Below are 23,192 nucleotides of genomic sequence, written 5' to 3'. Positions count from 1 at the left end.
TGCTAAAAAGAATGATAAAGTATTGCATATTACATCTCCTTATAGTACTTCCTTTTTTGGGTATAGGGCAACAAAATGGCGTACAAATTATCAATGATCATATTAGCTCAAAATCATATCAGCAAGCAGAAAAATTACTTTTAGAACACCCAACAATTCATACAAATGATTCTTTACAAGATACATTAGGAGAAGTATATGCGTTACAAGGTAAATGGGAGCAGGCAATTACTGTATATGAAAAATTAAAAGAAAAACATCCAAATAATGGCTTGTATTGGTTTAAATATGGAGGAGCAGTAGCTAAGAAAGCGCAAAACGGAAATAAGTTAGGCGCATTAGGTTTGGTTGGTAAAATGAAATCTTCTTTATTAAAAGCAGCAGAATTAGATAAAACACATATAGAGACACGTTGGGCATTGGTAGATTTATATATTACACTTCCTGGTATTGTTGGTGGCAGTGTGTCTAAAGCAGAAAAATTTGCGAAACAATTAAAAGATATCTCTCCAGTAGATGGTTATTTTGCTTTAGGTTATGTGTATGAGTATGATGATGAACCAGAGAAGGCAAAAGAGAACTATTTAAAAGCCTTTAATTCTCTTGCCAATACAAAGCATATTTCTCGTAACCAATTGCGATACCAGATTGGTAAAGTGGCAGGGGATTATAATATTCAGGTAGATTTAGGAGTGCGTTATATGAAGAAATATATAGAGAACTATTCTTTAAAAGACGGAGTACCTTTAGATTGGGCCTATTATCGATTAGCACGTTTATACCGTAATAAAAAAGACAAACAGACTGCAAAATTCTATATCGATAAAGCATTGGCCATAAGAAATACCTTTAAACAGGCACTTACCGAAAAAGAAGCAATTGCTAAAATGAATTAAGTCATAAAAAGCTTAAAAGCATAGCAATAGAAGCCTACCTAAAATTCCTATATTTGTTTGATAATTATATTTTATGTACGTACATTTTATTGCAATTGGTGGTAGTGCTATGCACAATTTAGCATTAGCATTAGCTCATAAAGGAGATACTGTTACAGGTAGTGATGATGTTGTTTTTGAACCCTCTAAAAGTAGACTGGCCGCTAAAGGCTTACTTCCTGAAACGTTTGGTTGGTATCCAAAAAAAATAACAAGTCAACTTGATGCAGTAATTTTGGGAATGCATGCCAAAGAAGATAATCCTGAATTGCTAAAGGCACAAGAATTAGGACTTAAAATTTATTCTTATCCAGAATTTTTATACGAACAAGCTAAACATAAAACGCGAGTAGTTATTGGTGGTAGCCATGGAAAAACAACCATTACTTCTATGATCTTACATGTGCTTAATTACCATGATAAGGCAGTAGATTATATGGTAGGAGCACAATTAGAAGGTTTTGATAGAATGGTGCATATTACAAAAGAGAACGATTTTATGATTTTAGAAGGTGATGAGTATTTATCATCTCCTATAGATAGAAGACCAAAATTTCATTTATACAAGCCTAATATTGCCTTATTAAGTGGTATTGCTTGGGATCATATCAATGTATTTCCCACTTTTGAAAACTATGTAGAACAATTTCAAATTTTTGTAGATGGTATTGTAAAAGGAGGAAGTATTACTTACAATGAAGAAGATATCGCCGTAAAACAAGTTGTTGAAGCTACTGATAATGCCATCCGGAAATTGCCTTACCGTACTCCAGATTATAGCGTAGAAGGTGGGCAAACACTATTAGAAACACCAGAAGGTGCCATGCCAATTGAAGTATTTGGTAAGCATAATTTAAATAATTTGGCTGGAGCAAAATGGATTTGCCAAAATATGGGAGTAGATGAAGCAGATTTTTATGAGGCTATAGCAACGTTTAAAGGCGCATCTAAACGTTTAGAAAAAATAGCTGAAAGTAATACCTGTGTTACTTATAAGGACTTTGCGCATTCGCCAAGCAAAGTTGCTGCTACAACTACAGCAGTAAAAGAGCAATACCCAGATCGTAAACTAATAGCTTGTTTAGAACTGCATACTTATAGTAGTTTTAACCCAACCTTTTTAAAAGAATATAGAAATGCTTTAGATGCAGCAGATATAGCTGTTGTTTTTTATTTGCCAGAATCAGTAAAAATTAAAAAGTTAGCTGCTGTTTCCTCGGCACAAATCGCTGAAGCTTTTGATCGTGATGATCTAAATATTATGACCGAAGCATCACGCTTTAAATCATATCTTTTTAATCAGAATTTTGAGGAGTCCACATTGCTGCTGATGAGTTCAGGTAATTATGGTGGATTGGATTTAGAAGAATTAAAATCTAAAATAGAATCCTAATATATTGTTGCTCTACTGAATATTTGTCAGATAAATAGCTTTGGAATATTATTTGACAACCAGTAGATATGACTCAAGAGAAAAAAAACAGACTTCTCAAGTATTTATGTCGATTTTTAAGGCAAAAAATATCTATGGTAATCATAGCTTTTATGTTGGGCATATCTAATATAGTACTAGATGAAGACAGAATGGTAAAAGATACTAAAGTTAAAATCGAGAAGGTTGAAGTTAGACCAGAAGATAAATCTTTAGACACCAAACTGAGTTAAATGATGATCTAAATGCTTGTATTGCATTTTACCCCATTGCTCTGAAGTTAATTTTCCAAACATTGGATGTGGATTCCATATTTCTTTTGTTTTTAGAGCATAAAAATCAGTTACTAATTGTAGTAGTTTTGCTTTTTCGGTCTCTAAATCTTTAGTTTCTTTTGCTTTAAGTTTTGATGATGTTGGCATGTTTTTCTTAAATGGTTTGTCATTATACATCATTTTTTTAAAGAAAGTTTTAATAAAAAAGTTACCATTACCTTTATTCTTATTTTTTACTCCAATTTCTACAGGAAACTGGCAATGCCAAGCCATTTGTCCAACAGTCATTTTACCCCATTTAGGTACTGCGTTCTCTTCTAGTTGAGTGATTCGATTTATAATTTCATTATAGGTGCTTTCTTCAAAAAGAGATTTCATATGGTATCATTAAAAATTAGATTTTGAATTTACAATAATTTTTTAGTTTGGTGTTATAATAGCATAAAAACGGTAAACCATTTACAGACAGTTTAGGTGTAAAATATTAAGTTTATTAGTTAAAACCATATATAAAACGCTAAAATTTAATATATTTCTTACATTTTTTGTAGTTTAAATGTTATTTTTTATATTTGAAAATTCGTTTAAAGTTAAAACCACCTGTTTAAACACTTTATTAAAATGGAAGCAGAAACTTTAGAATCTATTTTAATTCAAGAACTTAAAAAAATAATTGACCATAGTTACAACTCAACTTTGGGTTTACCCTCGTTTGTTGATTTTCACGAAGAGTTGATAAAATTTTGTTATGATGCAGTAGATATAAAAATAGATTACAAAGCAAGCAGAGTTTATTTAAATGTAATAGTTGATACCATGGAATATGCTGGACATAAGCTAAATATTAACCTAGACATTTTTCCTGTAAATATTTATGTAGAAGATTTTAACGAATTTTTGAAAGCTTGTATCATTACATCTGGTAAAAACTATATTGCACCATATGCTTCTATGGTATCTAAATACAAAATTAAAAAGCAACATGCTTCGTGAAAAATATAATTTCATCTATTTAATTGCTCTATGGTAATAAACTAGTTTATGATATCTACTTTAATTTGTAACGGTTGTAAATCATTTAATATATTGCTTTAAAATACTATTCTTAACTTCTAATTGAGAAATGTCTGAATATGATAAATTTTTTAATAGCATATTCCACTGAGGGAATGATCTAATTTTAAGATCTCCCTTTTCTAGGACTTTTATATCCTTATGACGTTTATCTTCAAGAAGTTTTTCAAAAAGGATAATAATATTTTTTTTCTGACCCTCAATGTACTGTGTAAAGGTTCCATTTTTATAAACCAATAAACCCGTAATGTTTCTTTTAAGGTTTCTCTTCTGACTTTGCAAAGCTAAGTCCTGCAATTCAATCATAGAAAACATGTTAGTTTCAGTACTACTATAAATAACATAAAACAAATTATTCATAAATAAAACGTAAAGGGTTATGTTTAAAAAGTTAAACAAAAAATAAAAAATTGATTATAAATATAAGGATTTTACTACAATAAAACTTCAATATAAATTAATATTTAATGTATTTATAATATTTTGTTTAACTTTGTATAGAATATAAGATTTTTGATACATCTTCTAAAACAACAAATTATTATGGAACAGTTTAGAAAAAAAACTATCACACAATTAAGAAATCTTATCGCAAAGAGTGCTAAAAAAGATAGCGAAACTTCTTTTAAAAGTTTTCATAAAGATTTAATTAAGCGTTATTATAATGCTGTAGATGTATGTTGGGATTATCAAGAAAAGAAAGTATCCATGAATGTTATTGTTAATGATGACAGTTATGATCCATTAAGTTTAAATATGAATATGGATATCATGCCCTTGGTAGTAACGTATGAAGATTTAGATTTGTACTTAGATACGTGCATTCTTAAAGACAATAAAAGTTTGTTGCATTATTTAAGATTGTTATTTCAATATGGAGATCAATCTAAAAGAAAAAACAGCCCTTTAGATGCAGATTCTTTATATGTAAATACATTGTTGTACTAATTTAATATACCGCTTTACTAATAGTTGAATTTTATTTGTATGGTGATTTTAAGTCATGCTATCCATATTTCTTCTTTATACTTTCCCACTATAGCTAAAGAGTTGTAGTTCTAACGATGCCCTTTTCTCTTATTAAGTTCTTTACCATAATTTCTTATCAATAGATTTTTTTATTGAAGTAATTTTGATTCTATTATTTGTTGCATATTTTGGAACAGATATATGCAATACCTTTTGTAGTTTACTATCTTTAGCAAATGCAAGAAAAACAAGCATCATTTTCTATTAAAAATTGGTCTGATGATGATAAACCAAGAGAGAAATTACTTCATAAAGGAAAATCTAGTTTAACAGATGCAGAATTGATCGCCATTCTAATAGGTTCTGGGAGTAAGAATGAGAGTGCAGTGGCGTTATCAAAAAAAATATTAGCTTCTGTAGATCATAATTTAAATAGTTTAGGAAAGTTATCAGTAAAAAAGCTTACTGCATTTAAAGGTGTTGGAGAAGCAAAAGCAGTTAGCGTTATTGCAGCATTAGAACTTGGTAGAAGGCGTAGAGGAGAAGAAGTAGAAAAAGTAATTAAAATAAAAGGAAGTAAAAGTGCTTTTAATTTACTACAACCCATAATGGAAGAATTATTGCATGAAGAGTTTTGGATTGTATATTTAAATAATTCTAACAAAGTATTACAAACACAACAACAAAGTAAAGGAGGTATAACGGGTACAGTTGTAGATGTACGTCTAATAATGAAGCACGCTTTAGATTTAGGTGCAGTAGGTTTGGTATTAGCACATAACCATCCTTCAGGTACCTTGCAACCTAGTAAAGCAGATCTGTTGATAACACAAAAAATAAAAACAGCTGCTGAAGCCCTAGATATTAAAGTTTTAGATCATATTATTATTACCCAAACAGCATATTATAGTTTTGCTGATCATGAGGTATTATAAATACAAGTAAGAGTTTTATATTAGAATTAATTTAAGAAAAATGCTCCTGATATACACCCATAAAATAACCCCACGTTTTAATTATGTAATGAAACAGGTATTTGTGCGCATTTTAGGAATAGAAACTGACTTTACTACTAAAATTGAAGATTTTATTAAACATTCAGGTCCAAAAATTACATATACTAAACAAGCATTACAAAATGAATTTTTTATTAGAAGTAATGATTTACTTTTTGAGCAAGGAATAAACGAATTGCAAATTAAGATTGATAGTTGGGAGGGAGTTCCTTGTTTTTTTAAAACTGGAGAACGTAGTGATATTCCTTTTGATATTTTCTCTGCAAGTTTTTATTTATTGAGTAGATACGAAGAGTATTTGCCACATATTAAAGATGAGCATGGAAGGTTTTCGCCAACAGAAAGCTTAGCCTACAAGCATAAGTTTTTAGAGTTACCAGTAGTAGATATTTGGGCTAAAAAATTATTTATTTTACTTAAAGAGCGTTTTCCAGAGATCAAGAGAATTCCTAAAGCATACCAATATACATCTATCATAGATGTTACATCATCTCATTGTTATGCCCATAGGGGTGTTGTGCGGAGTCTTGCTGGATTAACTTTAGATCTTTTCTCACTGAGGTTTCGTAGAGTTCTTAAGCGAATAGTAGTTTGGTTTAACCCACACAAAGACCCTTATGACAATTTCACTTGGTTGATAGAAAATCATAAAAAACAAAAGATTAATAGTATGTTTTTCTTTCAGTTTGCAGAATATTCAAATTTTGATAAAAATGTATCTCCTAGTAATAATAAATTTAGATACCTTATTAAATCTGTTTCAGATTATAGTATTGTTTCCTTAGCAGCATCTTACAGTTCTCAAGATAATGTTATGCTTTTAAAAAAAGAAAAAAAACGCTTGTCTAATGTAATTAATAGACCCATTAATTATTCTCGTTTGCGATACAATAGAGTAGATGTCCCTTTTACTTATAGAAATTTGGTAGAAGCAGAATTTACAGATGATTATACAATGGGGTATACACATAAAATTGGTTTTAGGGCAGGTACTTGTACTTCTTTTTACTTTTATGATATTAATTTGGAAGTACAACAACCTATTAGAATTCATCCTTTTGCAATACATGATTATGCACTTATTCGCTTAAAAAATGAGAAAACCGCTCATGATAAAATAAATGAAATGTATGGGAAGATTAAAAATGTAAACGGAAATTTCATCACCGTTTTCTCAAATGAGTTATTAGGAGAAAAACAAAATTTTTCTTGGAAAAAATTATATGAATACGTTATAAATACGCATCATGTCTAAACATAATATTACAGATGTTTTTTTTGATTTAGATCACACACTTTGGGATTTTGAAAAAAATTCTGCACTCACTTTCAAAAAAATACTAGTAGCCCAAAATATAACTATTAGCTTAAATGAATTTTTAGAAGTATATATTCCCAATAACCTTAAGTTTTGGAAAATGTACCGAGAAGAACAGATTACAAAATCAGAGCTAAGGTATCAGCGTTTAAAAACTACTTTTGATGCACTAGATTATGGAATAAATGATGCTGTTATACATGTGCTAGCAGACGAATATATAAAACATTTATCTGCATTTAACCATTTATTCCCCAATACAATAGAAATTTTAGAATACTTAAAACCTAAATATAAATTACATATTATTACCAATGGCTTTGAGGAAATTCAAAATAAAAAACTTCGTAATGCCAAAATCCATAATTATTTTAATGAGATTATAAATTCTGAAATGGCAGGTGTTAAAAAACCTAATCCATATATTTTTGAGCTAGCCTTGAAAAATGCTAAAACAACTCCAGAAAAATCTATAATGATAGGTGATAGCTTAGAAGCAGATATATTAGGAGCCCAAGCGGCTGGCTTTAAAGCAATACATTTTAATGCACATAATGAAGCAAAGCATCAATTTTGTGAAATGATTACAGATCTCAATGAAATAAAAAACTTTTTATAACGTTAGTTAAATAGCCACTACACACTATAAATTTTCAGCATACTATATGTTGATAAAGTTTTTTTTAAGATGAAAAAAATTAGCAGATACCTTTTTAGTGTTTTTGCCTTGATCTTTCTTTTTAGTTCTTGTGTAGAAGAATTAAATTTCGAAAATGACGGAAAAATAAAAGATGAGTTTGCTCCTGTAATAGCGGGTACAATACTTAATATTGAACCTAATGCAACGCTAATTAATCCTTCTATTCCGGTTGGTTCTATTTTAACACAAAACTTTGATTTTGATGGTTTTAATTCAGAATTTTTTCAAGAAAGAGTACTTTCTGGATCAATTATTTTTGAAATAGAAAATACAACAAGCTTAGAGCTAAGCGTTTTAATTGTTTTCCTTGATGCATCACAGGTAGAGATTGATAGAGTGAACTTACTGCCCGGTTCAGTGCCAATTTTTATGCAAGAAATTAATTACGGTCCATTGCCAGGGGGCAAAAGTATTGATATAATTAAAAACTTGGCCACCATACAAGTTACGATAACAAATAATGGGGTTTCTCAAAGTATTTCAGGTGATCCAAGGTTTATTTTAAGTTCTAGAGGTGAGTTTAAGATGAAATTATTTAAATGATAAAATACTCCCGTTTATGTATCGTGATTGTATTCTTCTTTTGTATTTCTATAAATGCACAGAACAAACAATTATTATATGATTTTATCGAGATTCCACAAGCTTTATTACTTAATCCAGGTATGGAAACTTCGTATAAATGGAATGTAGGTATCCCATTAATTTCAGGTTTTTCAGCACAATTTGCTACTAGCGGTGTTACTGTAAGTGATCTATATGCAAATGATGGAATAGACTTTGTTACAAAGTTTAGAGAAAAAGTTATAGGTGGATTAAGTTTTAGGGATGAACTAAATACTAGTTTTCAGTTAGAATTATTCAATATAGGTTTTAGAGCTAAAAATAATCCAAATACATTCTATTCTCTTGGTGTTTATACTGAGGCAGATATTATAGGTTATTATTTTAAAGATATTGTGGATTTAGCTTTTGAAGGAAATGGGGGCGACAATATCGGTAGAACTTTTGATTTGAGTCATTTAAAAACGAGAGGCGAAATGCTTAATGTTTTTCATTTTGGAATAAATAAAAAAATGAATAATAAACTCACTTTGGGAGCAAGGGCAAAAATATATTCTAGTTTTTTTAATTTTAATTCTACCAAAAATGATGGTTTTTTTAGAACAGAAGATTTAGGGAATAATATTTTACGGAGTACTATAGATGCAGATTTAGAAATTAGAGCATCTGGATTAAATGAAATTAAAAATATTTTAGACAATGATGCTATAGCAGATAAAGGAGTAGAAATATCAAGTGTACTTGCAAATAGGGCATTATTAGGAGGGAATTTAGGTTTAGGGATAGATGTTGGTTTTACCTATCAAAAAAATGAAAATTTTGTAATTACAGGAAGTATACTAGATTTGGGTTTTGTCAATCACACTAAAGATATATTAGCATATTCGCTAAGAGGACGGGTTTCAGCTGAGGGGGTTAGAATTGAAGTGCCTGGTGATGGCAGCGAAGCTCAAGATTTTTATGAAAACCTTATAGATGATATAGAAGAGTTGGTTCCTTTTGAAGAAAATAATGATCCCTATATTAGCTTTAGGCCCACAAAACTATATGGTTCTGCACGTTATAATTTTGGTAAAGAAATCTTACCGAAACAAGACTGTGAGTGTACTCGAAACTTTTTATTATCCAATAGGGGTAAGGTGTTTAAAAATAGTGTAGGTGGTCAGTTATATGTAATTAATAGACCAAGAGGTCCACAGGCAGCACTTACTGCATTTTATCAGCATAGAATACATAATGCTATGAGCTTAAAAACAACATACACTATAGATAAGTTTTCTTTTACTAATATAGGTTTAGGTTTAAATGTACAGGCAGGCCCTGTTAACTTTTACTTATTAGCGGATAATCTTTTGGCATATAGAAATATAGCAGATACTCATTACAGTTCTGTTCAATTTGGATTAAATATTATATCTTGGGGCAAGAAATAATATTATAGCTATTATCATGAAAAAAGTTTTATTTATAATTTGTTTGTGTATTAGTTTTTCAAGTTTTGCGCAAGAAAAATTAAATGAGTACAAGCACATTATAGTTCCTAAGCAGTTAAGTCCTTTTAAAAAAGAAAATCAGTACTTTACCAGTACTTTGATGAAGCATAATTTTGTCAAAAAAGGCTTTTTGGTTTATTATGAAGGCTCCGTTCCTGAGGAATTGTTTTCAGAAAGATGCGAGGCTTTAACTGCAGATTTAATAGAAGATAATAAATTATTTAGTACTAGAATTGCTATTGTTTTTAAAGATTGTAATTCATTAGAAGTATACCGTTCAGAAATTGGGTCCAGTAAGGTAAAAGAATATAAAAAAGCATATAAACAAGCTATAGAAAATGCTTTTAAATCTGTTCCCAATCATAATTATATTGTAAAAACTACTAAGCCAATAACAGTTAGTTTTAAAGATGATGTAAAAACACTTGATGCGGATAAAGAAAAGAAAGAAACTATAACTGTTAGTTTTAAGGATGATGTGAAAATATTAGATGCTGATAAAGAAAAACAGAAAGAAGCATCAAAGATAGTAGAACAAATAGCTACACCAGAAGAACAATCGTATAAAGATCCTACACCAGTGAAAATGGAAGGTGTTACAATGGCTAAGAATCAGGTTTCGAGTTTTGGTGTTCTTTATGCTCAAGGTATTACTAATGGGTTTCAATTAGTAGATAATTCTCCCAAAATTCAACTTAAAATATATAAGAGCTCTATAGCTAATGTCTATACTGCAAAGGCTTCTGATGGAAAAACAGGCTTGGTATATCAAAGAAACGCAAAATGGTTTTTTGAATATTACGAAGCAAATCAATTAAAAATTGAAGCTTTAGAAATTAAATTTTAAAGCTCATATTTATCTTTCCATCTATTTTTTAAGAAATCTTTAATGGCATTTTCTCTTTGATTTTTATTGGGAGTATAAAAAGATGTACCAGAAATTTCACTTGGTAAAAATTCTTCTTCTATAAAATTATTTGCATAATTATGCGCATACTTATATTCGGCACCATAGCCTAAATCTTTCATGAGTTTTGTTGGGGCATTGCGTAATGCTAAAGGAACTGATAAATCACCCGTTTCTTTCACTTTTTGTATGGCATTATTAATTGCCATGTAACTTCCATTACTTTTAGGAGATGTGGCTAAATAAATTGCACATTGGCTAAGAATAATCCGAGCTTCTGGATAGCCAATTGTGGTAACAGCTTGGAAAGTAGTATTGGCCATTACTAAAGCTGTTGGGTTTGCCAGTCCAATATCTTCAGAAGCAGAGATTAGCATTCGCCTAGCGATGAATTTTACATCTTCACCACCTTCAATCATCCTAGCGAGCCAATATACGGCGCCATTAGGATCACTACCGCGGATAGACTTAATAAAAGCAGAAATAATATCGTAATGTTGCTCTCCAGTTTTATCATACCGAACTGTGTTTTTTTGAACCTTTTGCAATACCAAATCATCGGTAATAATAATATCCTCAGTGTTTTCTGAAGTAATAATTAACTCGAATATATTGAGTAATTTTCTACCATCTCCGCCTGATAATCGCAATAAAGCTTCGGTTTCTTGGAGCGTTATTTTTTTTGATTTTAAAAAATGATCTTCCTTCATAGCCCTTTTAAGCAGCATTTCTAGATCTTCTTTTCCAAAAGCATTTAAGATATATACTTGACACCTGGATAATAAAGCAGGGATTACTTCAAAACTTGGGTTTTCTGTAGTAGCACCAATTAAAGTAACCCAACCTTTCTCAACCGCACCTAGAAGCGAATCCTGTTGTGATTTACTGAAACGGTGAATTTCATCAATAAAAAGAATGGGGTTTTTAGAAGTGAATAATCCGCCGCTTTGTTTGGCTTTATCAATCACTTCTCTTACATCTTTTACACCACTACTAATAGCGCTTAAAGTATAAAATGGTCTGCCACTCTCATTGGCAATAATATTCCCTAGTGTAGTTTTTCCTGTCCCAGGAGGCCCCCATAATATTAAAGAAGGAATAATTCCTTTTTTTATTTGGTGTGTCAATGTACCCTTATCACCAACTAAATGATGTTGACTTATATAATCTTCCAGTGTTTTAGGGCGCACTCTTTCTGCAAGTGGTTCGTTCATGCTATAAAAATAGGAATTATGCTAATTATTGTACAATCTGTATAGTGACAATTTATCAGGTTGTATATTTATGGTGGTATTTTTGAAATAAAGTATTTAAATCTCAAGTATGTCAGAAAACAATTATTTTAAGTTTTCAAATAATGTAATTATAGTTCCACTATTTTTTGTATTGACGATCTGGACCGTTTTTCTAATAGAAATCCGTTTAGGGGTTAATTTTAATAAATTCGGTATTTTTCCTAGGACATTTTCTGGGCTAAGGGGGGTGCTTTTTAGTCCTTTTCTTCATGGATCATTAGAGCATCTCTATCACAATACGATACCACTTACAGTTTTATCGGCGGCATTGGTTTATTTTTATAGAGAAATTGCTTTTAAGATTTTAATTTGGGGAATATTTTTGTCTGGTATCATTACATGGTGTATTGGTAGAGATTCCTATCATATTGGGGCTAGTGGATTAATTTATGTATTGGTGAGTTTTGTGTTTTTTAAAGGAATCTTTACAAAATATTATAGGTTAGTAGCTTTGTCTTTAATTGTTGTGTTTGTGTACGGAAGTATGTTATGGTATGTATTTCCAATAAAAGAAGGCGTTTCTTGGGAAGGGCATTTAGGAGGCTTTTTAACTGGGCTAGCATTGGCGTTTCTTATAAAAGTACCCATTCCTAAACCTAAAAAATATGCTTGGGAACAAGAAGATTACAATGAAGAGGAAGATGAGTTTTTAAAACATTTTGATGCGGATGGGAACTTTATAGAAAGCAAACCAGAACCAAGTCCAGATGATGCGGCTACAGTTACATACCGGTATACTTATAAACCCTCTAAAGATAATTTAGGCAAAGAATAAATGGGTTTCATATGGGGAAGAAAATTTTAAGAACGTTGTCTTACCGCTTCATATAAGAAGACACCACAAGCCACAGAAACATTTAAAGAGCCAATTTCTCCAAGTAATGGTAATTTTGCTTTGCTATCGGCAGCTTTTAAAATAGAGGGAGAAATACCAGTATCTTCAGCTCCCATAATAATAGCGCAAGGCTCTTTAAAAGAAACGTCGTAAAGTTGGGTATTTGTTTTTTCAGTCGCAGCAATAATTTTAATATCTTCTGCTTGCAAGTAATAAACAGCATCTTTTAAATGATCAACTTTAGCAATAGGCACTTTAAAAGCAGCTCCAGCAGAAGTTTTAATGGTATCTGCTGTTACAGGAGCAGCTCCTTTCTTTTGAATAATAATTCCGTCAACACCAGTACATTCAGCAGTTCTAATAATAGCACCAAAATTACGTACATCAGATAACTGATCTAATAATAAAAATAAAGGTGCTTCTTTTTTATTTTTTACTTTATCTACAAGACTTTCAATAGTATAAAAAGAGATTGGAGAGATATTTGCAATAACACCTTGGTGATTACCTCTGGTAAGTCTGTTCAATTTTTCTATAGGTACATAAGAAGAATGTATACCATTTTTTCTTATAAGCGTTTCAAATTCTTTAAATAAATCACCTTTAAGTCCTTTTTGAATAAAAACTTTATCAATGGGTTTGTTGGCATTTATAGCTTCTATAACAGCTCTAATACCATAAATTTGAGTGATTTCTTTCATAGGGTAAAGGTAAATAAAACCTATCTTTTTTATGAGGCTTTTATCATAAACTAATAAAATACAAAATTACTAGTCTGAGACAAATAACAATGCATATAATATGTTATAAAGAGTTACATTAATGATTTGCTTTAGGTAGGTTTTTTCCATTAAAACGATAAGTTTGCAGACTATCTTTATTTGTGGCTACTACTAAAAGCGTATCTTTTTGAGTGCGTATTTTCACTATTTTTTTATTGGCCTTTTTATTGATGGCATAGGAGTTGGGGAGTTGGGCAAGTTGAAAATCTAAATTTTTATTTGGAAATAAAGCAAAACCACTTTTTGAATTTACCTGTCCAATCTCTGTTGAGAGCTCCAATATATTGCCATTAGTAAATAAGATAGTATCTTTTTTGGTTTCTAAAATAAAGGAAGAATTTATAGAGGATAACTGCATCTTATATTCAAAAGGAATAAATTTTGTGAAAACCCCATCATTATTTTGAAGATATCCGTTAGCCAATGTATTTAGTTGCTTTTTTTTAGCTTTATTTAATTGCTCTGCACTAAAAATATCTTCGATGCCTGCGGAAGAAAAGCTTTTGTAATTATTAAATTTTTTATTGATAAGGGGTAATTGAGATGCTAAAAGGTTTTTAGATTGTATAGGGATATCTTTTTGCTTATTGTTATAACAAAGAATTGGATCTACACTTCCATTTTTATCGAAATCTGCAATATATAAGCTTAAACCATTGTCTGCATATTTTTGTAGTTTAGAGTTTAAACCCCAGTTTCCTAAAATTAAGTCTAAATCTCCATCTTTATCAATATCAAATAAATTTATGTGTTGCCAGAGTCCCTTGGCAGTTGAAGTTTGTAAACTTTCGGATATATGTAATTGCCCTACTCTGTTTTCAAATACTTTAATTTTTTCCCACTCAGCAGCGATAATTAAGTCTTCCCATCCATCTTTGTTGATGTCATACCATAGGGCATCGGTAATAAATTCTATTTGATCGAAGGTTTTTTCGAGAACAAAATTTTTACCATTGTCATTTTTTAATAAAACTGAATGCGCTCCAGTACCATAGTTTTTACCAGATTTTGCGCCGATAAATACATCAGGATATCCATCTTTATTAAAATCGCAGACGGTAACCTTACTTCCGTTAAAATCTGTATTTTTTAAAACTTCTAATGATTTTCTACGAAAAATACCTCCGTCATTTATGTAAAGCCGATCAGAATATCCTTTTTTTGTTTCCTTGCTTATTCCAGATACCACATAAAGGTCCTCGTTACCATCTTTGTTAAAATCAAAAAAAATAGCATCTACATCTTCATAAACAGAATCTTTAGCAATATCTGGTTGCTCACTTTGTAAAAACGTATTTCCATTCCATGTATAGATTTTAGAAGGGTGTCCTGCTCCATTTCCAGTATACACATATTTAGTCTCATTTTTATCTAGTACTGCAATTGCAGGGCCTTGGGTAGATATGCTATAACTACTTAATCTGTTATTTTTCCAATCGATATAATCATCTTCTTCATGTTTAAAGGTGATTAAGTTTTTTTTAGTTTTATGAATAAGGTGATGTGCTTTTTTAGTAGCTTGATGATTGTTAAAAACTCCTTCACCATAAACAAGTTTAGCAATCGTGTTTATATTTTTTACGAGAAAAGATTCTACTTTATTATTAGGCCATTTTATATGTAAAGAATCGATTACTTCTGTTTTACCCAAGCCAAAATGTAATACGGGATCCGTAGAAGATAGAAAACCTCTAGATAGAAAGTGCTGTTTGGTTTGTTTGTGGCCATTGCCATAGAGAGTTACTTTAGAACTTATCCCTAAAGTATTGTTGCCTTGATAATGGAGTGCTATTTTTATGTAATTTTGATTCTTGTTGGTATTATTTCTTAAGATTGATGCTTCTTCATTTAAATTATTGGTTACCATATCTAGATCACCATCATTATCTAAATCTGCATAAGCAGCACCATTTGATATATTTTGCAATTCTGGATTCCAATTTTCAGTTTCATCTTCAAATTTTTGATTACTATTTTTGTAAAACTTGTTTTTGGCACTTCCATTTGGCATCACATTTAGAGATTTAATAAGCCATTCATTAGGGTTAGTATTAGATTTTTTTAATTTAAATTGATTAGAAATATAATTTACAAAATCTAGATTGTTAGGTCTTTTGGGAATGCCATTAGATATAAACAAATCTACTAAACCATCATTGTCAAAATCAGCAAATAATGGAGACCAACTCCAATCTGTAGCAGAAATACCACTAAATTGCCCAGTTTCGTAGAACATACCCTGATCGTTTATTTGCAACATATTTCTGGAATACTGGTATTGATACCCTAATTTTTTTAATTGCTCTTGAACATCATAACTAACATCACCATCCGATTCTTTTATAATTTTTTCATCTTCAGGTAGCATATCTAATGTAATAATGTCTAACTGGCCATTATTATTGATATCTGCAGCATCAGACCCCATAGAAAACCTACTTGAGTACGCAAAGTTTTGATGAAGGTTTTCTATAAAAGTCCCATTTTTTTGATTGATATAATAATAATCATTTTCATGAAAATCGTTGCATACATAAATATCAGTCCAACCATCATTATTAAAATCTCCAAGACTAGCACTTAATCCATAATTATTTGCACCACCATAGATACCTGAAGTTTTACTAACATCAATAAATTTTCCATTATCATTTCGTAATAATAGGTCGCCAACATTTTTTTTTCTTTTTTCTCTTGCCTTTGAAGGACCATGTGATTCAGTAGTGTGTATGGCATGTCTTACAATAAATACATCAAGATCATCATCTTTATCATAGTCAAAAAAGTAAGATTGAGTAGCGTAACCTGTTATATCAAGATTATATAATGAAGCACTTTCGGTAAACGTACCATCGCCATTATTTATAAAAAGTTCGTTTTTACCCTTAAAACCAATTATTCCGTTTACAGAACAAACATAGATATCTAAGTAATTATCTCCATTAACATCTACCATGGTTACACCAGAACTCCAGTCGGAATTTCCAGCAACACCAGATTTTTCTGTGATGTCCTCAAAAATGAAATCGCCTTTATTTAAATATAATTTATTGGAACCACGGTTGGAGGAAAAATAAATATCCGTTAGGCCATCATTATTAATATCACCAACAGCCACTCCGCCTCCATTGTATAAATAGATGTAATTGACAATATTAAAAATTCCGTTTTCTGTAACAGAATTTACAAAGTTTATACCAGAATGTTCTGCTGGTATTATTGAGAACATTTTTTCTTTGGGAGAAGTAGGTTTTGAGCAACATATGATAAGAAAAGATAGAGAAACAAAAAAAATATTTTTCATATGAAAACATCAAAAATTTATAAATGAAATGTAACTAGAAAATTGTTATTATGCAAAAAAAAACTTTAAATAAGGATGATTCTGTGAAGGAATATCTACTAAAAAATAAAACCCATCGAAATATATTTCGATGGGTTTTGAATAATTTTATTTATATAAAAGTTTGGTAACTTTATATAATTATCTAGCTATTATTATTTAAATAATAATACTAGTTTTGAGCACCAGGGGCTTCATTAAAATCGGTCTCGTTAACAGGTACTGGCCAGTAATCAAGATAACCATAAGTTATTGTTGAATTTCTGTAAACTACTGCGCCATCAGCGTTTACTACCCAAGCACCATTTCTTGTTCCATTAGATACACCATAACGTCTTGCATCATAAAAATTAACACCTCTCATGATTAATGCCAAACGTCTTTCTTTGCGTATTTCCTCAAGAGCATCTGCTGCTGTTAGACCAGTGCCTACAGTTGCTGGTAAACCAGAACTTTGTAGGGTGCGAACTGCGTCTAAATCTGCTAAAGCTTCTTCTACTCTTGCCGTTCTTGCATATGCTTCGGCTCTAAGTAAAAGATTTTCTTCATGTGTACCAGCATACCACATGGTTACCTGTCCAGGATCTCCACTGGCAATTGCAGAACCTGCAAGCCATAAGTGAGTTGCACCATATTGAATGCCTCTTCCTCTTGGGTTTGGAAAAACATCAGGTTCAAAATAAGACGTAAGTCGTTCATCGTTAGGATTAATATCTTGTATCAATCGTGGACTTGGAAAATACCAAAGACCTGTAACTCTACCAGGCAGCCAGGCATTGTTAATCAAAGTTTCTTCTGATTGCGCACCAAATGCATTTGCATTATCCATTACACCATTACTAGTCCATGTTACTACATTATTCCAATCTGTATCTGTCATGCTAGTTACAGGGGTATTGTAGACTAAGTTTCTGGCCTGTAAAGTGGCAACATTTGCTAACATTCCAACATGACCAACTTTGTTTCCAAAAACAGTTATTTGAAAACTGTCTAGTAATGCATCGAAGCCCTCAATATCAGAAACAGTATTTAAGAGGGTATTAAGTTCTCCTAAAACAGTATTAGATTGGGCTATCATTTGATCTTGAGAAACGAAATTATCATTTGTTCCTTCTAATGGATTAGAATCTACAATTAATCCTTCTTCGTACATAGACCCTATTCTATGATAGGCAAAAGCCTTCCACCAGAGTGCCCAAGCCGTGTAAGCTTGTGTCTGTACTTCAGATAATTCAATTTCTGCAACACTACTTATAATCAAATTGGTTTGACCATTTAATTTATACATGTCATTCCATTCATGCTGTGTTGCGTTTGAATCACCTTGAGCCCTGTCGTTTCTAATTTCAATTTCCCCAGGTTGTGCTCCGCCTTCAGGAGGTAAAATAGTAGCTCCGTTTGTTATAACGGTATCAGTATCAGTAGGATCTGTTAATTCCCCACCATCTAATACAATTTGAGAAGTTTGGTTAACCCATCTTCCTCCAAAGTTACCCCAAGGCATGGTAAATGTATCTCCCATAGTTTCGTGGTAACCGTAAATAAACCAAAAATAATTACTGAATCCAGTTTCTACAGTAGCACTGTATACCCCTTGAGCAACCTGAGGTAAATCAGATTCCGTTAATCTAGAAACTAAAATTTCATTATTGTTTACAGGGTCAATGTCACCTTCTAAAAGGTTGTCTTCACAACCTAATTGTAGCGTCAATACTAAGGAAAATAGTATGGGCTTGTATGTTAAAAATATTTTTTTCATTATAAGCAATTTAAAGGGTTATGTTTAATCCAAAGTTAATACTTTTTGTGTTAGGTAGGGTAAATTCATCAAAACCACGTTGGAAAGTATTGTTAAAAGTTCTAGCAGCTTCTGGATCTAGTCCTTGATAATCCGTTATAGTAATTAAATTTCTGCCAGATATAGTCAAGTCTAGAGTCTTTAAAAAGTTAAGCTTTGCAACATTATTGATTCTAAAAGTTACGCTAACATTTCTCAATCTCCAAAAGGAAGCATCTTCTATAAACTCATCTACAGGATCGTTGGTGTTGTAGAGAGAGTTGTAGTAGTTACCAAATGCACCAGTTTGAACGGCTCCTGTTGGATCTTCTATAGAAACTGGGATTGCAGTATTCGCATGTACTTGGAGGCCAGATTGGTATAACCATTGTCTTGCTCTGTTATACACATCTAATCCTTGGAAACGATCCCATTGAAAAGAGAAATTAACAAAGTCATTAATTTTAAAATCATTAACAAGGGTCAATACATAGTCTGGTTGTGTACTTCCTACAGTTCTTCTGTCTGGAGTAAGTACTACCTGTCCTGAATTTTTATTAACAACATATCCAGTACTAGCAATAGTAAAATTATCTCTATCTGCTGGATCAATAATTGGATTACCTCCTAAGTCTGTTTCGTCCAAATTTCGTAATACTGTTTGTACTGATAAGGCACCCACTTCCTGACCTTCATCAAGAATAAAGTTATTTCCAATGGATAAGGCCTGACCACTTGCAATTCGATCTAATATAGCTTTACTTGAAGAAAATCTAACACCAAAATTCCAACCAAACTTATCGGTATTTGCAACAGCTAAGTCTAGATTTAATTCAATACCATTACTACTGATATCATATCCATTTCCTTGAATACCTATTGCTCCAGGAGACGGAGCTTGATCTACTTGGAAGATTGCTCCAGAAGTGTTACGTGTAAAATAATTAACTGATCCTCCTAAGTTTGTAAGCCAGTCTGTATCGGATAATCTTAAATTATAGTCTAATCCTATTTCGAATTCTTTAGAAATCTCAGGTTCTAGATTTGGATTCTGTAAAATGTTTCCAAGGGATAGTGGTTGGTCAGTTCCTGCTGTAGTAGAAGCTAATGTTAAAATATTTTGCCCAAATAATGGTTGGATACCAGCTTCCCCATAAGCAGCTCTAAATTTAAAAAGTGATAGTTTTTCAATATCAAGGACATCCCCCACATTAAAGTAAACATCAGCTCTAGGAAAAGTAAAAGCTTCATCTGATCCAAAACGGTTAGAAAAATCATTTCTAAAACCTGCGGAAAAACCAAATAAAGACCCAAAATCAAATTTTTGATTAATTAGAAAACCATAGGTTCTGAAAGGAGAAGCAAAAAAATTATCAAAAGTTTTATTTTGTGCTCTGTTAATATTGAAATCTTCTAGAGTGCCAAAAGGCAAGCCTGTACCAAAAACAAAAGTATTCTCTAAATTTCTATCTCTCCAATCATAAGTAAAGGTAGTATTAGAAGTTACATCAATATCTACGTTTAAGTCTTCCTTGAAATCTAAATTTAGGTTTGCAGAAGCAAGTAAATTTTGAAAAGTTTCATTTGTAGTGTTTAAATTAATTCTTCCTTCTACATTGTCCGTAAATTCATCTCCGGCTTGTTGGTGATTACTCTGGTTTTGTTGAAAGAATCTTCTATTTTGAGAATAACTATCAAAGCCATATTTTAAATTCAGATTCAATACTTTCCAGGGTTGATATGTTACGTTAAGATTTGCAATAAAACGATTTACGTCATCCAATCTTTGTGTGATATCTCTAAAGAATAAAGGGTTTGAAGCATTGGCATCTCCCAAATCTGGTACTACAACTCTATCTCCGTCAGCATTCAATACATTAAAATCAATGTATTGGTTGGATTGATAAACACTGCTTAAAATATTGGCGTCAGCCGCTTGATCAGTATTGGCTCCAGTATTGTTTTGAGTATTAATTACATCAAACCTTGTACCTATTTTAAGTTTATCACTCAAGTCAAAATTTAAATTAATTCGAGAATCTAATTTAACATATGTTCCTGGAATAAGTATACTTTCTTGCGAAGTTCTATTTCCAGTGACTGAATATCTAATTTTTTCAGATCCTCCATTAACACTTACGCCATAGTTAGAACTAAGTGCATCTCTGAAAATGGTTTCCAAGGGATCAAAAACCTGCTCTGCAAAAGGTCTATCATTAATACCTATAGCTCCTAAATCAGTACCATTAATGTCTCGCGCTTCGGGAACTGGTGCTAAATATTGAAATTCATCATTTAGTTCAGTTACAAGAGTGTTAGTTGATGTAACAATAAAACCGTCATTATTAACTGTATACCTATGTCTATCTGAATGGATAGCATCTGTATTTGCTGCAACACTAGTAATACCCACGCTTGAACGAAGGTTTACTGTTGTTTTTCCTGCTTTCCCTTTTTTGGTTATTATGTTAATTACTCCGTTAGCACCTTGGGCTCCATAAATAGTACCAGCAGCAGCACCAGAGATTGTTTCCACTCTTTCGATATTAGAAAAATCAATATCCGTAAGTCGCGAACTTTGGTTTGAATTTCCTCCAATAACACTTGAAGTAGTTAATACTTGAATACCATCAATTAGAATAAGTGGGTTAGAACCATTTAAACTATTTATAGATCTAAGAATAATATTTTGTTGTTGTCCAGGTTGTCCAGTTGTAGACTGTATCAAAGTACCAGCAACCTTACCTTGTAATGCTTGGTCGATGGAGCTAATCCCAGTTTCCGCTAAATCTTCAGCTTTCACAGCATTAACAGCAACCCCAATTTTTCTTTTTGAAGTTCCTGAGGCTACCCCAGTGACTACAACTTCATCTAAAGCTTCAGCATCTTCTAGCATTTGAACATTAATTATACTTTCTGTACCAATAACTCTTTCGGCATCTTTTTGTCCAAGATAGGTGAAAAGTAATGTTTGTCCCTGACTTCCGAGGATTGAATATTTACCATCGAAATCAGTTTGAGCACCAGTATTAGATCCTTTAACAATGATGTTAACACCCGGTAAAGGAAGGTTGTTTTGATCCGTGACCGTCCCGGTAATCGTTTTTTCTTGTGCAAAAGATAAATGCACAATAAAAGCAAAAAAAAGTGTTAAAATTTGATTTAATTTTTTTTTCATTTTATGTTTTATTTGAATTAGTTGGGCCTAAAGTCTTAATTTTATGTTAATAAAACAAGTGTTATTTTATAAAATTTTAGAAAAATGTTAAAAATTATCAATTTATTAAAAATGTAAGTTAAAATTTGATAAGTAGGTAATTAGGAGGTTTTATCTCAAAATCTGCATGTAATATAATGACTGAGAGGTTATTTTTAGTGAGTTATACTGATTTTTATCAAGAAGTTTGTAATGAAGATTTTTCAGAAATGATACAATTTTGTGTTTAAAAATAAGTGAGTATTATTTATTTTTTTTAAAAAAAATAGGAGAAATAAAAAAATATTGAAAATTAGAGGATTGAGGTTTGAATTATAATGAATTATCACTACATTTGCCGACCCTTAAAAACAGGGTAATTATAGATAAGATATAAAAATAGTATGCCAACAATTTCACAATTAGTACGAAAAGGAAGGGTCTCAATTACTAAGAAGAGTAAATCGGCTGCTTTGGATTCGTGTCCTCAAAGAAGAGGGGTTTGTACGCGTGTTTACACTACTACACCAAAAAAACCTAACTCAGCAATGCGTAAAGTTGCAAGGGTAAGGTTAACAAATGGTAAAGAAGTAAACGCGTATATCCCAGGTGAGGGTCACAATTTACAAGAGCACTCGATAGTATTAGTAAGAGGCGGAAGAGTTAAAGATTTACCAGGTGTTAGGTATCATATCGTTAGAGGTGCTTTAGATACAGCAGGTGTTGCTGGAAGAACTCAACGTAGATCTAAGTATGGTGCAAAAAAACCTAAGAAGTAATCACACTTATTATTAGAAGCAATGAGAAAAAAGCAGGCAAAAAAAAGACCACTTTTACCAGATCCAAGATTTAATGATCAATTGGTTACACGTTTTGTAAACATGATGATGTGGGATGGTAAAAAGTCTATCGCGTACAAAGTATTCTATGATGCTATTGATATTGTAGAAGAAAAGAAAACAGATGAGGAAAAAACAGCTTTAGAAGTGTGGAAAGATGCACTATCTAATGTAATGCCTCATGTTGAAGTAAGAAGTAGAAGAGTTGGAGGGGCTACTTTCCAAATTCCAATGCAGATACGACCAGATCGTAAAATATCTACCGCAATGAAGTGGTTAATCAGTTTCGCAAGAAAAAGAAACGAAAAGGCAATGTCACAAAAATTAGCTGCTGAAATTTTAGCTGCGGCTAAAGAAGAAGGTGCTGCTGTTAAGAAAAGAACAGATACACACAAGATGGCTGAAGCAAATAAAGCATTCTCTCACTTTAGATTCTAAGCAG

General features: G+C 31.5%; 20 protein-coding genes. 13 read left to right on the top strand and 7 right to left on the bottom strand.

The genetic code is table 11. The annotated features are described in order from the left end of the window. The first annotated feature begins 11 nt into the window (after positions 1-11). Together ACZ451_RS01160 and ACZ451_RS01155 are read left to right on the top strand one after the other, a co-directional pair. A complete protein-coding gene (locus ACZ451_RS01160) occupies positions 12-896 on the top strand; it encodes a tetratricopeptide repeat protein (RefSeq protein WP_464215239.1) in 885 nt (294 codons plus the stop codon). 73 nt (positions 897-969) lie between these two features. Further along, the gene (locus ACZ451_RS01155) at positions 970-2,328 is read left to right on the top strand and encodes a UDP-N-acetylmuramate--L-alanine ligase (protein WP_464215238.1); all 1,359 of its coding nucleotides are present in this window, start codon (positions 970-972) and stop codon (positions 2,326-2,328) included. A gap of 251 nt (positions 2,329-2,579) precedes the next feature. On the opposite strand, the gene ACZ451_RS01150 is transcribed toward ACZ451_RS01155, so the two are convergent. Continuing rightward, positions 2,580-3,020, bottom strand: a complete 441-nt coding sequence (locus tag ACZ451_RS01150; protein ID WP_464215237.1) for a DUF1569 domain-containing protein — start codon at positions 3,018-3,020, stop codon at positions 2,580-2,582. Between the two features lie 243 nt (positions 3,021-3,263). Here ACZ451_RS01150 and ACZ451_RS01145 point away from each other — a divergent pair, with 243 nt between their 5' ends. Then, the gene (locus tag ACZ451_RS01145; protein WP_464215236.1) at positions 3,264-3,635 is read left to right on the top strand and encodes a hypothetical protein; all 372 of its coding nucleotides are present in this window, start codon (positions 3,264-3,266) and stop codon (positions 3,633-3,635) included. Positions 3,636-3,716: 81 nt separating this feature from the next. On the opposite strand, the gene ACZ451_RS01140 is transcribed toward ACZ451_RS01145, so the two are convergent. Further along, positions 3,717-4,076, bottom strand: a complete 360-nt coding sequence (locus ACZ451_RS01140; protein WP_464215235.1) for a BLUF domain-containing protein — start codon at positions 4,074-4,076, stop codon at positions 3,717-3,719. Positions 4,077-4,259: 183 nt separating this feature from the next. Here ACZ451_RS01140 and ACZ451_RS01135 point away from each other — a divergent pair, with 183 nt between their 5' ends. The 7 genes from ACZ451_RS01135 (at position 4,260) to ACZ451_RS01105 (ending at position 10,623) form a co-directional block, all read left to right on the top strand. After that, positions 4,260-4,664 (top strand): hypothetical protein, encoded by a 405-nt coding sequence (locus ACZ451_RS01135; RefSeq protein WP_464215234.1) that lies wholly within the window; start codon positions 4,260-4,262, stop codon positions 4,662-4,664. A gap of 257 nt (positions 4,665-4,921) precedes the next feature. Beyond that, positions 4,922-5,620 carry a RadC family protein gene (gene radC, locus ACZ451_RS01130; RefSeq protein ID WP_464215233.1) on the top strand — a complete coding sequence of 233 codons (699 nt, stop codon included), beginning with the start codon at positions 4,922-4,924 and terminating at the stop codon, positions 5,618-5,620. 40 nt (positions 5,621-5,660) lie between these two features. Further along, positions 5,661-6,956: a polysaccharide deacetylase family protein gene (locus ACZ451_RS01125; protein ID WP_464215232.1), complete on the top strand. Its 1,296-nt coding sequence runs from the start codon at positions 5,661-5,663 to the stop codon at positions 6,954-6,956. Then, positions 6,949-7,638 (top strand): YjjG family noncanonical pyrimidine nucleotidase, encoded by a 690-nt coding sequence (locus tag ACZ451_RS01120; protein WP_464215231.1) that lies wholly within the window; start codon positions 6,949-6,951, stop codon positions 7,636-7,638. Before ACZ451_RS01125 ends, ACZ451_RS01120 begins: the two co-directional genes overlap by 8 nt. 69 nt (positions 7,639-7,707) lie before the next feature. Further along, positions 7,708-8,262, top strand: a complete 555-nt coding sequence (locus ACZ451_RS01115; RefSeq protein ID WP_464215230.1) for a hypothetical protein — start codon at positions 7,708-7,710, stop codon at positions 8,260-8,262. After that, positions 8,259-9,716: a DUF5723 family protein gene (locus ACZ451_RS01110; protein ID WP_464215229.1), complete on the top strand. Its 1,458-nt coding sequence runs from the start codon at positions 8,259-8,261 to the stop codon at positions 9,714-9,716. The genes ACZ451_RS01115 and ACZ451_RS01110 overlap by 4 nt, the downstream gene beginning before the upstream one ends. 16 nt (positions 9,717-9,732) lie before the next feature. After that, positions 9,733-10,623 (top strand): hypothetical protein, encoded by an 891-nt coding sequence (locus ACZ451_RS01105; RefSeq protein ID WP_464215228.1) that lies wholly within the window; start codon positions 9,733-9,735, stop codon positions 10,621-10,623. On the opposite strand, the gene ACZ451_RS01100 is transcribed toward ACZ451_RS01105, so the two are convergent. Next, the gene (locus ACZ451_RS01100; protein ID WP_464215227.1) at positions 10,620-11,897 is read right to left on the bottom strand and encodes a replication-associated recombination protein A; all 1,278 of its coding nucleotides are present in this window, start codon (positions 11,895-11,897) and stop codon (positions 10,620-10,622) included. The two genes, ACZ451_RS01105 and ACZ451_RS01100, sit on opposite strands and share 4 nt — an antisense overlap. Before the next feature lie 109 nt (positions 11,898-12,006). Between ACZ451_RS01100 and ACZ451_RS01095 the strand changes: the two genes are divergently transcribed. Continuing rightward, entirely contained in the window at positions 12,007-12,753 is a 747-nt protein-coding gene (locus ACZ451_RS01095) for a rhomboid family intramembrane serine protease (protein WP_464215226.1), read from the top strand. Positions 12,754-12,779: 26 nt separating this feature from the next. On the opposite strand, the gene rlmB is transcribed toward ACZ451_RS01095, so the two are convergent. The 4 genes from rlmB to ACZ451_RS01075 form a co-directional block, all read right to left on the bottom strand. Continuing rightward, on the bottom strand, positions 12,780-13,514 hold the full coding sequence (gene rlmB / locus ACZ451_RS01090; protein WP_464215225.1) for a 23S rRNA (guanosine(2251)-2'-O)-methyltransferase RlmB: 735 nt from the start codon (positions 13,512-13,514) through the stop codon (positions 12,780-12,782). 118 nt (positions 13,515-13,632) lie between these two features. Then, positions 13,633-16,824 (bottom strand): FG-GAP-like repeat-containing protein, encoded by a 3,192-nt coding sequence (locus ACZ451_RS01085; protein ID WP_464215224.1) that lies wholly within the window; start codon positions 16,822-16,824, stop codon positions 13,633-13,635. 286 nt (positions 16,825-17,110) lie between these two features. Next, the gene (locus tag ACZ451_RS01080) at positions 17,111-18,697 is read right to left on the bottom strand and encodes a RagB/SusD family nutrient uptake outer membrane protein (RefSeq protein WP_464215223.1); all 1,587 of its coding nucleotides are present in this window, start codon (positions 18,695-18,697) and stop codon (positions 17,111-17,113) included. 10 nt (positions 18,698-18,707) lie between these two features. Next, on the bottom strand, positions 18,708-21,893 hold the full coding sequence (locus tag ACZ451_RS01075; protein ID WP_464215222.1) for a SusC/RagA family TonB-linked outer membrane protein: 3,186 nt from the start codon (positions 21,891-21,893) through the stop codon (positions 18,708-18,710). Positions 21,894-22,315: 422 nt separating this feature from the next. Here ACZ451_RS01075 and rpsL point away from each other — a divergent pair, with 422 nt between their 5' ends. Continuing rightward, the gene (rpsL, locus tag ACZ451_RS01070) at positions 22,316-22,690 is read left to right on the top strand and encodes a 30S ribosomal protein S12 (RefSeq protein WP_464215221.1); all 375 of its coding nucleotides are present in this window, start codon (positions 22,316-22,318) and stop codon (positions 22,688-22,690) included. Between the two features lie 21 nt (positions 22,691-22,711). Beyond that, a complete protein-coding gene (gene rpsG / locus ACZ451_RS01065; RefSeq protein ID WP_464215220.1) occupies positions 22,712-23,188 on the top strand; it encodes a 30S ribosomal protein S7 in 477 nt (158 codons plus the stop codon). Positions 23,189-23,192: the final 4 nt, after the last annotated feature.

The sequence above is a fragment of the Allocellulophaga tsushimaensis genome, from assembly GCF_055383085.1.
This window is presented reverse-complemented; position numbering and strand designations above follow the sequence as displayed.

Coding starts and splice junctions, on each gene's coding strand:
- radC (WP_464215233.1), top strand. CDS start 4,922: ATGCAAGAAAAACAAGCATCATTTTCTATTAAAAATTGGTCTGATGAT.
- ACZ451_RS01160 (WP_464215239.1), top strand. CDS start 12: ATGATAAAGTATTGCATATTACATCTCCTTATAGTACTTCCTTTTTTG.
- ACZ451_RS01110 (WP_464215229.1), top strand. CDS start 8,259: ATGATAAAATACTCCCGTTTATGTATCGTGATTGTATTCTTCTTTTGT.
- ACZ451_RS01075 (WP_464215222.1), bottom strand. CDS start 21,893: ATGAAAAAAAAATTAAATCAAATTTTAACACTTTTTTTTGCTTTTATT.
- ACZ451_RS01150 (WP_464215237.1), bottom strand. CDS start 3,020: ATGAAATCTCTTTTTGAAGAAAGCACCTATAATGAAATTATAAATCGA.
- ACZ451_RS01080 (WP_464215223.1), bottom strand. CDS start 18,697: ATGAAAAAAATATTTTTAACATACAAGCCCATACTATTTTCCTTAGTA.
- rlmB (WP_464215225.1), bottom strand. CDS start 13,514: ATGAAAGAAATCACTCAAATTTATGGTATTAGAGCTGTTATAGAAGCT.
- ACZ451_RS01100 (WP_464215227.1), bottom strand. CDS start 11,897: ATGAACGAACCACTTGCAGAAAGAGTGCGCCCTAAAACACTGGAAGAT.
- ACZ451_RS01105 (WP_464215228.1), top strand. CDS start 9,733: ATGAAAAAAGTTTTATTTATAATTTGTTTGTGTATTAGTTTTTCAAGT.
- ACZ451_RS01140 (WP_464215235.1), bottom strand. CDS start 4,076: ATGAATAATTTGTTTTATGTTATTTATAGTAGTACTGAAACTAACATG.
- ACZ451_RS01120 (WP_464215231.1), top strand. CDS start 6,949: ATGTCTAAACATAATATTACAGATGTTTTTTTTGATTTAGATCACACA.
- rpsG (WP_464215220.1), top strand. CDS start 22,712: ATGAGAAAAAAGCAGGCAAAAAAAAGACCACTTTTACCAGATCCAAGA.
- ACZ451_RS01085 (WP_464215224.1), bottom strand. CDS start 16,824: ATGTTCTCAATAATACCAGCAGAACATTCTGGTATAAACTTTGTAAAT.
- ACZ451_RS01095 (WP_464215226.1), top strand. CDS start 12,007: ATGTCAGAAAACAATTATTTTAAGTTTTCAAATAATGTAATTATAGTT.
- ACZ451_RS01125 (WP_464215232.1), top strand. CDS start 5,661: ATGCTCCTGATATACACCCATAAAATAACCCCACGTTTTAATTATGTA.
- ACZ451_RS01135 (WP_464215234.1), top strand. CDS start 4,260: ATGGAACAGTTTAGAAAAAAAACTATCACACAATTAAGAAATCTTATC.
- ACZ451_RS01115 (WP_464215230.1), top strand. CDS start 7,708: ATGAAAAAAATTAGCAGATACCTTTTTAGTGTTTTTGCCTTGATCTTT.
- rpsL (WP_464215221.1), top strand. CDS start 22,316: ATGCCAACAATTTCACAATTAGTACGAAAAGGAAGGGTCTCAATTACT.
- ACZ451_RS01145 (WP_464215236.1), top strand. CDS start 3,264: ATGGAAGCAGAAACTTTAGAATCTATTTTAATTCAAGAACTTAAAAAA.
- ACZ451_RS01155 (WP_464215238.1), top strand. CDS start 970: ATGTACGTACATTTTATTGCAATTGGTGGTAGTGCTATGCACAATTTA.